10 protein-coding genes and 3 pseudogenes are annotated in these 13,799 nt (G+C 71.7%); 9 read left to right on the top strand and 4 right to left on the bottom strand.

Features of this window, described 5'->3' with window-relative positions; translation table 11 throughout:
* The 4 genes and pseudogenes from ACIQOV_RS06295 to ACIQOV_RS06280 all read left to right on the top strand — a co-directional run.
* Positions 1-1,269: pseudogene (locus tag ACIQOV_RS06295) on the top strand (hypothetical protein); the annotation flags it as partial.
* Positions 1,266-5,330, top strand: coding sequence for a discoidin domain-containing protein (locus tag ACIQOV_RS06290; RefSeq protein WP_401045501.1), 4,065 nt, complete (start codon positions 1,266-1,268; stop codon positions 5,328-5,330). The pseudogene ACIQOV_RS06295 and the gene ACIQOV_RS06290, both read left to right, overlap by 4 nt.
* The gene (locus ACIQOV_RS06285) at positions 5,327-5,809 is read left to right on the top strand and encodes a hypothetical protein (protein WP_401045499.1); all 483 of its coding nucleotides are present in this window, start codon (positions 5,327-5,329) and stop codon (positions 5,807-5,809) included. Before ACIQOV_RS06290 ends, ACIQOV_RS06285 begins: the two co-directional genes overlap by 4 nt.
* Positions 5,810-5,813: 4 nt before the next feature.
* Positions 5,814-7,544, top strand: a complete 1,731-nt coding sequence (locus ACIQOV_RS06280) for a hypothetical protein (protein WP_401045498.1) — start codon at positions 5,814-5,816, stop codon at positions 7,542-7,544.
* A 21-nt stretch (positions 7,545-7,565) separates the two neighbouring features.
* On the opposite strand, the gene ACIQOV_RS06275 is transcribed toward ACIQOV_RS06280, so the two are convergent.
* Positions 7,566-7,766, bottom strand: a complete 201-nt coding sequence (locus ACIQOV_RS06275; RefSeq protein WP_401045494.1) for a hypothetical protein — start codon at positions 7,764-7,766, stop codon at positions 7,566-7,568.
* Positions 7,767-8,633: 867 nt separating this feature from the next.
* On the opposite strand from ACIQOV_RS06275, the gene ACIQOV_RS06270 reads away from it, so the two are divergent.
* From ACIQOV_RS06270 to ACIQOV_RS06255, 4 genes and pseudogenes are all read left to right on the top strand, one after another.
* Positions 8,634-8,921 carry a hypothetical protein gene (locus ACIQOV_RS06270; protein ID WP_401045491.1) on the top strand — a complete coding sequence of 96 codons (288 nt, stop codon included), beginning with the start codon at positions 8,634-8,636 and terminating at the stop codon, positions 8,919-8,921.
* 127 nt (positions 8,922-9,048) lie between these two features.
* Positions 9,049-9,882, top strand: a pseudogene (locus ACIQOV_RS06265) (TIGR03557 family F420-dependent LLM class oxidoreductase); the annotation flags it as partial.
* 139 nt (positions 9,883-10,021) lie between these two features.
* Positions 10,022-10,366, top strand: coding sequence for a hypothetical protein (locus ACIQOV_RS06260; RefSeq protein ID WP_401045488.1), 345 nt, complete (start codon positions 10,022-10,024; stop codon positions 10,364-10,366).
* Positions 10,367-10,516: 150 nt separating this feature from the next.
* Positions 10,517-10,975 (top strand): DUF6328 family protein, encoded by a 459-nt coding sequence (locus tag ACIQOV_RS06255; protein WP_401045485.1) that lies wholly within the window; start codon positions 10,517-10,519, stop codon positions 10,973-10,975.
* A gap of 65 nt (positions 10,976-11,040) precedes the next feature.
* On the opposite strand, the gene ACIQOV_RS06250 is transcribed toward ACIQOV_RS06255, so the two are convergent.
* A complete protein-coding gene (locus ACIQOV_RS06250; protein WP_401045483.1) occupies positions 11,041-11,193 on the bottom strand; it encodes a hypothetical protein in 153 nt (50 codons plus the stop codon).
* Between the two features lie 144 nt (positions 11,194-11,337).
* Positions 11,338-11,481: a hypothetical protein gene (locus ACIQOV_RS06245; RefSeq protein WP_401045503.1), complete on the bottom strand. Its 144-nt coding sequence runs from the start codon at positions 11,479-11,481 to the stop codon at positions 11,338-11,340.
* On the opposite strand from ACIQOV_RS06245, the pseudogene ACIQOV_RS06240 reads away from it, so the two are divergent.
* Positions 11,481-12,089: pseudogene (locus tag ACIQOV_RS06240) on the top strand (molybdopterin-dependent oxidoreductase); the annotation flags it as partial. The gene ACIQOV_RS06245 and the pseudogene ACIQOV_RS06240 overlap by 1 nt on opposite strands.
* Before the next feature lie 304 nt (positions 12,090-12,393).
* Here the strand turns inward: ACIQOV_RS06240 and ACIQOV_RS06235 are convergent.
* Complete coding sequence (locus ACIQOV_RS06235) at positions 12,394-12,930, bottom strand: hypothetical protein (RefSeq protein WP_401045481.1); 537 nt, start codon at positions 12,928-12,930, stop codon at positions 12,394-12,396.
* Positions 12,931-13,799 lie beyond the last annotated feature (869 nt).

Here is a 13,799-nt window from a genome sequence, read left to right as displayed (position 1 = left end):
GGGGAGACCACCTACGGCTGGTACCGCGGCCCCCTCACCCCCGTGATCGCGCCGGTGACTCGCGACTTCGCCCGCGACGAGCCGAAGACCACCGCCGACCACGCGCTGATCTACGAGCCGGAGCACGGCCTGTTCGACGTCTCCTACGCCGCCGCCTGGACGCTGGGCCGCACCCTGGCACTGAGCGACCCCGACTACAGCGAGGAGATGACCCGGGCGCGGCGCGAACTGGCCAACACCGCCGCGACGGTGATGGCCCTGGCCGCCGATCCGGTGCTCGCCGCCGCCGACCCCGGCGACCTGGACGGGCGCGCCCTGCGGAACCTCGCCGCCCCCACCTTCGCCGCCGGCCTACTGGAGGCGCTCGCCAGCCCGCTCGTCCCGGCCGGCCAGGTCTCGGCCCGCCGGGGCCGCCGTGCCCGGCTCACCCAGGCCGCCGCCCATGCCGCGCTCACCGCCGAGCCCCAGATGGCGGCCCTGCAGGCCACCGCCGCACGGCACGCCCGCACCTTGCCGGCCTGGCTGGACGAACTGGCGCTGCTGCGCCGGGTGCCGTTCAACTACCTGGTGCCGCACCCCGCGATGCTCCCCCCGGAGTCGATCCGGCTGTTCCGCATCGACGAGAACTGGATCGAAGCACTGCTCGCCGGCGCCCGCGACGTCGGCGTCCACACCTCCCTGGACGCAGCTGTCGACCCGGCGCTCACCGCCGCCGTCGACCGCCGCCGCACCCGCTCCGCCGAACCGCGCCGCGCCGGGCTGCTCATCCGCTCCGAACTCGTCGAAGCCTGGCCGGTCTTCGACATCCTCACCACCGCCGCCGGAGCGGACAACACCGAGCTGCGCCGCGACCACCTCGCTCCCGACACCCTGCTGCTACTCCTGGACGCCCTGCCCGAGGAGATCGTCATCCGCGAGCCCGGCCAGGGCATCCACTTCGGCATCGACAGCACCAGCGCCACCGGCGACAACAGCGTCATCAACCTGCGTGACCACCGGCCGGGCACCAACCTCGGCTACCCGCTGCGCCGTGACTACCCCGTCGGCGGCGGCCTGCTCACCCGCCACTTGCGCCCGCGCGCGGGGGACGATGCCCCGGACGTCCTGGCCCTACGCGGCGAACGGGGCCTGGTGCCCGCCCTCGCCCAGGTCCTCGACCCCGCCCTCGGCGACCTCGCACCCGGCGAGTTCGCCCTGCAACTCGTCAACGCCCCCGTCGAGCAACGCCTGACCCTCGACCCGACGCCCGGCCAGGAGAGCGCCCGATGACCGACACCGACCTGATCGTCCCCGTCGAGGTCCACGCGCTACTGGCCACCCGCGACGTGGCCAACTTCGACGACTTCCGGCGCTGGAGTCCGCGCTACCCGTGGACCTTCTCCAAGGACTTCCGCAGCAACGCCGAACCGCCCATCCAGCACTCCGAGGGCAACCCCGAAGAGGGCATCCACGTGCAGTGGCAGCTGCCCGAGGCCCTGGCCACCGGCGTGATCGACCCAGCCACCGGCGTCAGCACCTTCCCGCTGGTGCCAAACAGGTGGCTGGTGGTGCGCTACGCCGAGGTGCGCGGCGTCATGAAGGCCGCCGGTTTCCTCGTCCACAGCGACTACCTGGAGAAGGCCGACGGCGGGCCCGTCGAGTCGGCGTTCACCCCCTTCGTCGACCCGAACCCCGACCGGCCGCCCCGCGCCGACTACATCGGCCGCGTCCACCCGTTGACCGCCGGCCGCTGGAGCGAGCCGGCCGACCGGCCGCTGTTCCTGACCGCCATCGGCAGCGGCCTGCCCGCCTTCGCGGCCTTCGCCCCGTACCACGAGAACGTCTTCCTCTTCCACGACACCCTCGCCGACCTCAAGGCCAGCGAGAGCTACCCGCCGCCCTGCACCGTCAGCTACTGCGTGATCGGCTGGTACAGCAAGGACAGCGCCGACATCCTCAAAACCGCACGCGACATCAAGGGACTGCTGCCCCCCGACGCCGACCCCGACAACGTGGCCGACGTGCTGCGCGCCCTGGGATGGGCCGCCCCCGACGGCATGCCCGCCACGGTCACCCGCACCCGCTACGTCGGCACCGCCCTCGGCATTCCGTGGAACCGCGAGGGCGGACACCCGGACTCGGACCGCCCCAAGACCCGCGACGTCAAGGTCGCGATCGGGCACAGCACGGCCGACGCCGTCGCCGCACTCGTCGACCACCAGGCCTCCGGCACCCAGCTCGCCGACCAGGTCCGCGCCCTGTTCCACGGCAACCCCGACGAGCTCGACGGCCCCGACTGGCAGAACTCCCTGGACGAGCTCACCCGCCGCTCCTGGTTCAGCGGCCACGACGGCGGCGCCACCTGGCACATCGTCAACCGGCCCAGCGACACGGCCGACAGTCAGGCCCCGCCCCCCGGACAGCCGGACTGGATCACCACCCTCAATCGCGATCAGGACGAATACGACCAGGCCCGCCACCAACTCGCCGCCGCGCAATGGCGGCTGTGGTCACTGTGGTGGCTGCGCAACCTGCCCGAGAAGCGCCGCCCCCTCGACTACGCCTTCGACGAGCGGGCCTGGGACCAGAAGATCGACGAGGCCCGCGCGCGCGTGACGGTGCTCGACACCGAGGTCAAGCGGTTGAGCGGCCTGGTCCCGCACGGCCTGACCCCCGAAGAGACGCAGACCGCGATCGACCGCTACGCCGAGACTAAACGGCTGCCCGACGAGTTGGAGCTCAAGCGCACGCCGAGGCAGAGCTACCACCGCCCCGCCGACCCCGTCCTCGCCCTGACCGGCACGGGAACCACCCAGCCGCTCGGCCGCGACGAGGACGACCCGCTGCCCTGCCGCCTGCCGTCGCGCCTCCTCACCAAGGTGAAGATCAACGGCACCCTGGTGCCCGTCCCCGCCAACCCGCTGCTGCCCGCCAACACGCCCGAAGTACCGGGCATCATCAAGGCGGTGGTCGCCGAGTTCGCCCTGCTCGACCAGGCCGTGCGCACCCCGGCCACCGGCGGCACCGACACCGCGCTGCACGCCGTCGTCGCCGACCCGGCCGCCCATACCGAAGGCCCCTGGCCCGAATACACCCACGTCTGGCGCCAGCCCTGGCTCCCCCTCTACCTCCAGTGGCAGATCAAGCACTGCGCCACCCCCTACCAGAGCCAGAACGCCACCCCCAACTGGGAGTTCGGCCTCGGACAGGACGGCGACCCCGAGCCGGACCGCTACCGCTACCGCTGGAAGGGCACCGGCGCCGCGCCCGGCGACGGGGACGGCGGACGGCGCTGGAACGCCTTCGGCGCGCGCGCCTTCGTCACCCCCGCCACCCGGTACGTGCTGCGCGAGCAGACCCGCCGGCTCGCCGAACACGCCCCGCCGCAGCTGGCCGGCCAACTGCACGCCATGCGGGCCGAACTGGACGGCATCGACGTACTCTCCCAGGCCCTCGACGGCTTCCACGACTGGCTCATCCAGCTGGACGGGGCCGCCCAGGCCGCCACCGACCAGGCCGTCCTGTCCCAGGCCGGGGAGAGCAACCACGTCCCCGACGGCGCCGAGGGCCACGGCGATCAACGTTTCCAACCCGTGCGAGCGGGCCAGTTCCACTTCATCGAGCTGGTCGTCATCGACCGCTTCGGCCGGGTGTGCTCCCTGGTGCAGCCGACCCAGAGCCAGCCCATCCAGTTCCAACCGGTCCGCGCGGACAGCGTCCTGCCGGACAAGGACCTGTTCCCGAACCCGCCCGGCCCGCAGCGCTTCGTGCAGCTGCCGCCCCGCCTCATCCAACCGGCCCGGGTCCGGCTGGACACCGTGCCGCTGCGCGGCGACCAGCCACCCGCCGAGGTCGCCGAGGCCGGTGACGCCGCACAACTCCCCGGCGCCGAGGCACCGGTGGCCGGCTGGCTGCTGGTCAACCACCTCGACCGGACCCTGCTGGCCTACGGCCCCGACGGAGAGCCGCTGGGCGAACTGCGTGTCGTGCGCGACGTCCACAACACCCGCACCACGGCCTGGAACGCGCTCCCGCACGCCCCCTACCGCCACCCGCGCGACGCCGACTTCGCCGCCGCCTACCCGCACCTCGCCGCCTTCGCCCGCGGCCTGCTCGGCCACGCACCCGAGGCATTCGAGGCCCTGACGAGGACGATCGACACCGCGCTCGACCACATCCTCGAACCCGCGCCCGACGAGGACCGCTCCCCGGCCCGCCTGATCGGCCGCCCCATCGCCCTCATCCGCACCCAGCTCAGCCTGGACCTGATGGGAGAACCGCTGACCGACCCCAGTTGGAAGCAGGCCCTCAACCCGCCGGCGGCGAACTACCCCGACTACCGCTGGACCGTGTGCCTCGGCGACCCAGACCGACTCTCCGACGGCCTCATCGGCTACTTCGCCGCCGACGACCACGACCAGCCGACCCGCTACCACCGCTTCCATGCCGTCGACCCGAACGGCCCGGCCAACCCCTACGTGACGCCAATCGGAGCCGGCGCCCACCTCACCCTGCCCGCCCGTCCCGCCGACCGCCCCGCCACCCACCACCTCACCCTGCTCGCCTGCCCCCACACCGCCGTCCACGCCACCACCGACATCCTCCCCGTGGCCGAAGTCGCCGTGGACGCCGACACCACGCACCGGGCCCTCGCCCGCATCCGCGCCTCCTTCCGCCTCAACCCGCTGCTCGCCCCCGACCGGTTCGGCCCCCCGGCGGCCACGGCCTCCCTCAAGGCCCAACCCGGCCACCCGGCCTCCGCGATGACGGACGGCGACCCGACCACCAGCTACGAGAGCGGCGATGTGCCGGCGGCAGGCGACTGGGTCCGCCTCGACCTGCACACCGAACGCCGGGTGGAAGCCATCGACCTCCTGCTCGGCCGCCCGGACGGCAGCGGCAAGCCCGTGGCCACCGAGCTGGAAGCCTGCGGTGATGACGGCGAGGAGTGGACGGTGCTGCGCGGCTCCGCCCAGGTGGACGAGATCCACTATGAGCCCGAGACGCCGCTCACCGTCCGCTTCCTGCGCCTGCGGCACATCGCTGCCGCCGCCGGGCCCTGCGCCGTCCGCGAGTTCAGCGTGCACGGCGAGCCGCCGGACAAGTCCCTCGTCATGCCCCGCCCCGCGGCCTGGCACGGCGACTGGACCTGGGCCGAACCGCTCCCCGTGGACGGCACCGCCAGCGGCCAGCCGCTGCCGGAGTGGGACGAGCACCTCATCTACAACGCCGACCACTTCTCCCACCCCGACGCGCCGCCGCCCGTCGCCCGCTCGGGCTACCTCCAACTCCAGCCGGCCCCAGCTTCTTCGTCGGCCCCGTCGCCGGCCCAGGAAGGAACCGCGTCGTGACCAGCCCGGACTCAGCCCTGCTGCTGCCCTACCACCTGGAACACACCCCGGCAGCGGCCCAACAGCCGGGCGAGGTGGCCCTCAACCGCGTCCGCCTCACCGTCGGCGACGACCCGGCGGGCCGCACCAGCTGGCCGGTGCAGTGCACCCGGATCGCCGTCAGCCTGCCTCTCGCCGACTCCGCCACCGTGCGGAGCGGGGAGCCCGTCGTCTACCGCACCCGGCTCGACCTCGAACGCGGCCCCGGCCGCGGGCGGCAATGGCTGGTCGAAACCACCACCACCGACCCGGCCACCACCCTGATCACCCTCACCCCCGCCGAGCCAGCCCACTTCGACGGCAGCTGGACCCTCGCGCTCACCCTCGACATCAGCACCCCGCCCGGCACCCAGAGCCGCATCACCGAGGACACCGCCCCCGGCGACAGCAGCCCGCAGCGCCGCACCGGCAACGCCACCACAGCCATCCAGGAGGCCTAGAACCGTGACCACCCCCAAGCCCCCCATGCTGCTCCCGCCCGTCCTGGTGCCCTCGGACCCGATCCACGTCTCCACCTTCGCCAAGCCGGAGTACGCCGACCTGACGTTCACCTACGGCAAGGTGAAGTCCGGCGGTAACTGGCCCGTGCACTGCAAGTCGTTCACGGTCAGCATCCCCACCGGCCGTCAGGCCACCGCCCTGACCAGCGAACCGAGCCTGATCCACTACGAGCTGACCGTTCCCACAGGGAGGCGGGCTTGGACTGTCGAGGCCGACACCCGCGACCCCGACAAGGTCGTCTTCACCTGCTCGCCGCCGCCGGACGAGCCCGCCGCGTTCGACGGAACCTGGAGCGTCGAGCTGAAACTGTGGGGAATCGAGGTCAACGGCGGCGTCGGCAAGGTCGACATCACCTGGGAGGAGTCCACCTCGACCACTGGGGAGGACGGCCCGTACCAGGAACGCGCCGGGACAGGCATGGTCAGCAAGAGCGACGACTCCTTCTACCTACACAGCTTCCGCCCGGCCACCGTGGCCATCAAGCGCGGCACCAAGCCCACCCTCCACTGGAACGGCACTGCGCAGGCGAAATACACCATGTATTACCGGAAGCCGGACGGCACCCAGGGATCAGCCACGGCCAGCGGCGACAGCTGGACCTCCCCGGTGGACCTGGTCGACGACTCAAGCTTCATCCTTCAAGCCGAGATGGGCAACGAAGTCCGTTACCTCACCACCTCTATCAAGGTCAACGACCCCGATATCGCCGTCACCAGCGTGGCGGCCCCGACCGCAACTGGCAGCATCAGTATCAAAAATAATATCGTCACGACCGGCGACCTCACCCTCGGCCCAAATAAGACGCTCGATGTCGATCACATCAACGCCCGCACCGCCAACGGCGCCATCAAGGTCGGCAACGACCTCACCATCGCCACTAGCAAAGCCCTCAAAGTCGACACCGTGCAGGCCACGACCGTAACCGGCACCATCAGCGTCAAGAATGGCCTCACCCTCGCCACGGGCAAGACGCTCACGGCCAATGGCCCCATTCTCGCCCAAAATGATCTGACGGTCTCGGCCAGTCATACATTTCGAGCCAACTACATCAATTCCACAAACGGTGATGCGATCACGGTCCGAGACAACCTCACCCTCGCCACGGGCAAGATGCTCACTGCCAACGGTGGACTCACCAGTATCGGCACAACCACCGCCAAGGGCAACCTCAAGGTCGAGTCGACGGAGCCTGGGAACGGCATCCTGTTCGTGAAGCACATCATTAGCGTCAATGGAAACGAATCCGAGGCCGTCGAGTTCTTCAGCCCAATCAGCGGAAACCCCCGCGACGCGGGTGCCCCGCTCACCGTGGCTCGTACCCTCATCGCAGGCGGACCTGTCAACATCGCTGCAGGTCAGACCCTTACTGCCAACGGGCCCGCCGTGTTCGCTGGCCGGATCGACGGCCTGTTCCCTGCCTCTACGGTCGCCAGGTGGTCAGGTACGTCCTACTCAGTCGCCGTTGATGCCGACATGATCGCCACGGTCAGGAACGAACATGGCAAGAAGCAGTTCATCAACGTCTGGTCCGGCGGAAATATGCTGTTTGAGATCGGCCTTGACGCCTGGGAAGTAGCGACCGTACCGCTCAGGAAAGGATGGACTTTTCAGAAGAGGTCTCCCGACGGAGGGAACTTGGATGTCTGGAGGTTCTATCTGGGAGCCAAGCCGTAGGCGCTCTTGGCGACAGGTGAATCATTGAGCCGCCGCCGACGAAGGCCTCGATGAAGCAGCCGGCATTTTCCGGATCAGGTAGCGGATGCTGGCTGTGCGCGTGTCGTCCAGGGTCATCAGGAGGTTGCGGACCTGCTGGGTGGCCCTCCCCCGGCCTTCGGCCGGGAGGTGCCCCCATGCGGTGACGTTGTAGGTGCCAAGAACCACGTCCGTGCTGGTCACGCTGCATGTTGGTATTCGTGCAGGATGCCGCCGAGGTGGTCGCGTCGGCGGATGTCGGGGTGGGTGAGCCGGTCGGGTTCGGTGATGGGTTCGGTGATGGGTTCGGGCAGTGGGCGTAGGGGCGCGGCGCTGGCGAGGCTGTGGTGGGGCCCGTGCGTGTTGTAGAACTGCTCGTACTCGCGCAGCGCGTGGAGTAGGTGGGCCTGGTTCCTGATGAGGTTTGGGGCGGGAGGCCTTGGCGTGGCGTCGGCGCAGCAGGTCGCGGTGCCAGCGCAGGGGCGTGTCGGGGGAGACGATCAGCTGGAGTTGCCGAAGGTGTGTCCGGGGGAGGTGGTGCAGGAGTGCGGCGAGCAGCGCGCGGTCGGGCCGGGTGAGCTTCGGTTTGTCGGTCTGTCGCTGTAGCACGGTCAGTTGGTGGCGTAGCGCGAGGATCTCGGCGTCCTTGTCGCGGTCGCTCATCGGCAGGAGCCGTATCAAGGTGAACGCACTTGTCAAGGCCAGGTAGGGCAGTCGCAGTAGCGCCGGACCATCCTGGAGCCGGCCGGAGCCAGCTGGCAATCACCGAGCGAGACCTCCGCTGTCACTCGACCAGCCTGCCTCGCGGAAGCGCCCATACGTCAACTGACCAGCACAGACATGGTTCTTGGCACCTACAGGGCCGATGGGTTCGGTGGTGTCGCGTGCGACGAGGTGGCCGCGGACAGTGAGCCAGTGGCGCATCGCGGCTTGGGTGTGCCTGGACAGAGCGACGGCCTCGCTTGGCCCGGTCGTGCGGCGGGCTTGCGCCGCAGCAGGCCCCGCTCGGCAGCTGTGAGGTAGGCGGAGAGGGTGCCCGGCGCCAAGAGCAGGGCGAGTGAGCCGGCGGCCGTGGGCACGATCGCGCCCCGCTCCAGGGCGGTGCGCAGTTCGCCGGCGACCCAGCGCAGTTGCTTCGCCCGGGAGATGCTGGTGGTGCTCGTCGACGGTCGGCGCCTGGTGACCGGGGAGCTTTCCGAGCAGGAACGGGCAGAGCTACAGGCGCCGGTCGCCGGTCGGCTTCGGGAGCCACATCCGGGGGCGCGGTCGGTGGTGCGCTGGCTGCATCCGGTGCTGGCCGTCGTCGTCGAGCTGGAGGCCGGGCAAGTGTGCCGTATCGCGTTGCCCGCAGACTGCTGACCGAGCCATTCACCGGGGGGCCTGCGGGTGCGCTGCGGCGTGCCGTGGCGGCGCGAATACCGTCGGTCAGAGTGGGGCGGCAGGAGGACGTGCCGGGGCACGACTGAGCCCCCACGATGCCGACGAGCAGGGCCATGCGCCCTATGCGTGGGCGGTGCTCGGCGCCGCCGCGCAGGCGACCTCCCGGATCCCGCTGATGACCTACGTGACCTGCCCCACGTTCCGCTACCACCCCGTCGTGATCGCGCAGAAGGCCGCCACGCTGCAGTTGCTGTCCCAGGGCCGCTTCCGGCTCGGCCTGGGCAGCGGCGAGAACCTCAACGAGCACGTGGTCGGCCGGGGCTGGCCCGCGGTGCCGGTGCGCCAGGCGATGCTCGACGAGGCGGTGCAGATCATCCGAGCGCTGTTCGAGGGCGGGTACGTGAGCAGACGAGGCCGGTACTTCGATGTCGAGGGAGCCCGGCTCTGGGACCTGCCCGACCGGCCGCCCCCGATCGGCGTGGCGGTGTCCGGGCCGGGCTCCTGCGCACTGGCGGGCCGGCTGGCCGATCTGGTGATCGCCGTGGAGCCCGACCGGGAACTCATCGCCGGGTTCGCGGAGCACGGCGGCGCCGGGAAACCGGCGGTGGGCCAGCTGCCGGTGTGCTGGGACCCCGACCGCGGCGCCGCCGTACGACGGGCCCACGAGCAGTTCCGCTGGTTCGGCGGCGGCTGGAGGGTCAACGCCGAACTGCCCGGCCCAGCCGGCTTCGCCGCAGCGAGCCGCCTCGTCCGCCCCGACGACGTCGCCGAGGCCATCCCGTGCGGCGACCGGGTCGAGGACTTCGTCGAGGCGGTACGGCCGTTCACCGACGCAGGATTCGGCGAGATCGCCCTCGTCCAGGTCGGCGGCGACAGCCAGCCCGCCTTCCTCGACTGGGCCCAGGCCACCCTGCTGCCGGCGCTGCGCGCGGCGTTCTGAACCCGGCCCGGTAGGCGGGCCACCTGCGGCCGGGGCGGTTCACCCGAACGCCCGGCATCCGGCAGGCGGGCCCTTGCCGGAGTACTGTCCGGTGTCCCGCCGGGCGGCGGGTGGCGGTGAGTCGTCGTAGGTTGCGGGCATGACCAGTGACGAGACGACGATCCCGGCCGTGGGGGTGCGCCCACTGGACGAGGTGTTCGACGCGATCGACACCGCCAACCGGCGTCCGCAGCCCTGGACGGGGTTCGATTACGGGGTTCTGGGGGCCTACCGGTGGGCCGCCGGTGCCCAGGTCGCGGCACCGGTCACCGCCGCCGCCGCGCTCGGGGCCACGGGGCCGTGCCGCGCGCAGCTACTGGCCGAGTGTCAGGCCGCCGCGGTCCGCCTGCGCGACGCGCTGGAAGAACGCACGGACGCCGCGTACGCCTTGGGCGCCTACCAGGCGCTGGCCTGGTTGTGCGGTCACCATAAGGACCGCCCCTGACCGGTCACGGACGACCATTGCCCCACCGCGCCGCACGAGGCGACGGTCCGTGCGGCGAACCCACACCGGCGGCGTGGAGAGTGCCAGCGGCACGGCTCCGGGGCCCAGACGGGCCGCTGAAAGCACCGCCCGCAGGCGGGGGAGGACCCGTTGACGAAGAATGACGGTGCACCGGGCCGGGACGAGACGCCCCAGCAACGCGCCGACCGGCTCTGGAACGAGATGCTCCAGGAAGTCCGCGTGTGCCAGACCGGCGCACAGATCCTCTTCGGCTTCCTCATCGGCGTGGCCTTCACCCCACGCTTCGCCACCCTGCCCGACTTCGACAAGAACCTCTACGTCGCCACCGTCGTCCTCGGCGCCGTCGCCACCGGCGCCCTGATCGCACCCGTGGCCTTCCACCGCTTCCTCACCGGCCACGGCATGAAACCCGAACTCATCCACGTCGCCAGCCGCCTCATCGCCACCGGACTCACCACCCTGGCCCTGACCATCGCCGCCGCCCTGCTGCTCCTGCTGCGCACCGCCACCGGCAACCCGGCCGCCGCCTGGGGCCTCAGCGCCGCCTGCCTGCTCTGGTTCACCGCCACCTGGCTCGTCCTGCCCTAGGTCGTGCTGCGGCGCACAGCCGCCCGCCAGGCGGCAACGCGCGAGCATGGCGACACCGGCGGTGGTTACGGGCCCTCGCGATGACGCTTCCTGCAGCGCTGGTCCGGCTGGGGCCGCATCCGCTCGCCGCTGCCGGGATGGGACTGGCTCTTCTCGGTCGGGCAGCGGCGGCCCGGGAACCGCTCGGCCGGGTTCTGCGGGGTGTCCTGGTCGCTCATCACCACCGCGGTCCGCCTCGGCGGTAGACGCGTGGCACTGGCGTGGCTCGGCGCTGCCGGCCGCGCCTGCCGAGTCTGGCCGCCCAGGCCCCCGCCGCTGTGTGCATCGCGGGCCCAAGTGGTCGGCTCACCCGGCCGGCGGTATCAGGCCAGTGGGGCGCCCTCGACGGTCAGCCGCTCCACGAGCTGGCCCCGGTGCAGGGCGGCGACGGGTTCGAGGAGGTCGGGGTGGCGCAGCAGGGCGGCGGCCTGGGCGTCGTGGGTGCCGGGGTCGGTGAGGCGTCGCATGGCGCCTCGCCGAAACCGGCGCCCTGAAGTTCCTGTGGATCAGCGCCACCAACCCGGCCGTCTCCCCGCCCGACCTCACCCGGATCCGCGAAATCCTCGCCCGGCCCGGCCTGTTCACCGTGGTGCAGGACATCTTCCCCACCGAGACCACCGCGCTCGCCGACGTCGTGCTGCCGGCCGCGACCTGGGGCGAGAAGACGGGCACCTTCACCAACGCCGACCGCACCGTCCACCTCTCCGAACAGGCCGTCGACCCGCCCGGCCAGGCCAGGGCCGACCTCGACATCTTCCTCGACTTCGCCCGCCGCATGGACCTGCGCGACCGCACCGGCCGCCCGCCGATCACCTGGCACGACGCCCCGTCCGCGTTCGCCGCCTGGCAGCTGTGCAGCGCCGGCTGCCCGTGCGACTACACCGGCCTCAGCTACCAACTGCTGCGCGAACACGGCGGCACCCAGTGGCCGGCCACGCCCGTCCTGCCCTTTGGCACCCAGCGGCTGTACGCCGACGGCCGCTTCTGGGCCCACCCGGACGCCTGCGAGACCTACGGCCGCGACCTCAACACCGGCGAAGCCGCTACCGAAGCCGAGTACCGCGCCCCTCGACCACCACCACTGACCCCGCCCGGCTCCAGTTCCTCGCGGGGTCAGGGCGAGGGAGGGTGATAGGTGTCCGTAGAAGGCTCAGGGCTTCGGCCACCCACTCCTGCTGGATGGTCTGCCGGTCGCCTTCCAGGCGCGGTGAGATGACCCGGGTGCCGTGCTGATCGGCGAGGGCGATGAATAATGCCAGTGCCAGCAGGCCACAGGTGAGGGATCCCGCCACCGCCACCGTGCTCCCGGCCGCCTGGAACGCCGCATGAGCTCACGTACCACCCGGCCAGGCCTGCCTCATCCACGAATACCGAGCCGCTCACAAGACCGTGCCCGAGCCGGCACCCGGCCCGGAGCCGGGGCGGTGCGCAAGCACGGCGGCGCTGACCACCTGATGCCAGCCGTTCAACGTGCGCGACTGTTCGGCTGCCCGTTCGGCAAGGCGGTCCAGCTCCACCCGGTCCAGGCGCTCATCGGTGTCAGCGATCGCGCGTAGCGCCCGCCACAGCGCGGCTTTGCCCTCGACGCCGGTGCGCAGCGTCTCCAACTCGATCAGGTCGCTGAGCGGCGCCCGGCGTACGACGGTCCCGTTGGGCTTGAGGCGGCCGAGACGCTCACCGGCGAGGCCGAGCCAGGTCCGGTAGCGCCGCACGGGCACGCCGAGCCGGGTCATGATCCTCACCAGAGCGTCACGGTCGTGCTCGATGTCGCGGGCCAGCCGCCGCAGGTCATGCGCGCGGGGGCTGCCGGGGTGAGTACGGGCCATGCGGTCAGCCAGCGCAGCGCCCCCGAAGGCGCCGGTCAGGTGGTCGTTCAGGTAGATGTGCAGGGGCTCGGCCAACGGTTGGGCGGACATCACGCTTCCTCCCGGATCAAGGGCCGGACACCGGGATCGTCGAGCGCGCGGGTGCAGCGGGTCGAAGACGGTGCGGTCATTTCATCGTGCCGCGAGCTGCCGCCAGGCGCTCGCGCACGGACCGCACAGGCGGCGCGGGCTGCGCCCGGCGTTGACCGCGGTAGCCACGCGACAGCCCCCCGGTGCCGTGGTGAGCGGGCCCGCCCGGGTAGGCGCGGGCCGGTGGGGGCGACCGGGACCGGGACCGGGACGGAAAGGAATCGCCGTGTTGCTGTTGCTTGGACTCCTGTTGATGACGGCGTCCGGTGCCTTCGCCGGACGCTGATCGCGGACAACCTCTCCGGCGGGCCCGATTACCAGGTGACCGTGCTGGGCAACGACCTGGCGACGCTCGACAGCCTGGGCATCTTCCTGTCCGGTGTGTCCCTCGCCCTGGTCTTCTGCCTGGGCCTGGCCCTGATGACCCGGCGAACCCGGCGCCCCGTCCGGCCGGGCGCGCACGGGGAAACCCGCCCAGCGCCCGCCCAGCCCCTTCCGCCCACCCGTGACGAGGCGACCGTGCCCGCGGGGGAACGTGCCGCCGAGCAGGGTGGCCGGGCCGTCGGCACACCGGATGAGCCCGCCCGGGGCGGTCGGATCCGCCACCTGTTCGGCCACCAGGGGCCGCGAAGCCCACAGACTCTGACTGCACGACGACCACCGGCACCCCCGCAGCGGACGAGGAAGGCGCGACCGCACGACCGGCTCACGGCTGTCCTCCGTGCGTCCGTCCCCCGACGAGCCGCGGGCGCGGCTGCTGTTCGCCGGCCGCGGGACCTGCCGGGAGGTGCGGCGACGATGACGGCGCCGGCCGGCCCCCGCCTGTTCTC

This window comes from Kitasatospora sp. NPDC091257 (assembly GCF_044757675.1).
GTDB classification, from domain to species: domain Bacteria; phylum Actinomycetota; class Actinomycetes; order Streptomycetales; family Streptomycetaceae; genus Kitasatospora; species Kitasatospora lactacystinica.
This window is presented reverse-complemented; position numbering and strand designations above follow the sequence as displayed.

Coding starts and splice junctions, on each gene's coding strand:
- ACIQOV_RS06245 (WP_401045503.1), bottom strand. CDS start 11,481: ATGCGACGCCTCACCGACCCCGGCACCCACGACGCCCAGGCCGCCGCC.
- ACIQOV_RS06235 (WP_401045481.1), bottom strand. CDS start 12,930: ATGTCCGCCCAACCGTTGGCCGAGCCCCTGCACATCTACCTGAACGAC.
- ACIQOV_RS06250 (WP_401045483.1), bottom strand. CDS start 11,193: ATGAGCGACCAGGACACCCCGCAGAACCCGGCCGAGCGGTTCCCGGGC.
- ACIQOV_RS06290 (WP_401045501.1), top strand. CDS start 1,266: ATGACCGACACCGACCTGATCGTCCCCGTCGAGGTCCACGCGCTACTG.
- ACIQOV_RS06260 (WP_401045488.1), top strand. CDS start 10,022: ATGACCAGTGACGAGACGACGATCCCGGCCGTGGGGGTGCGCCCACTG.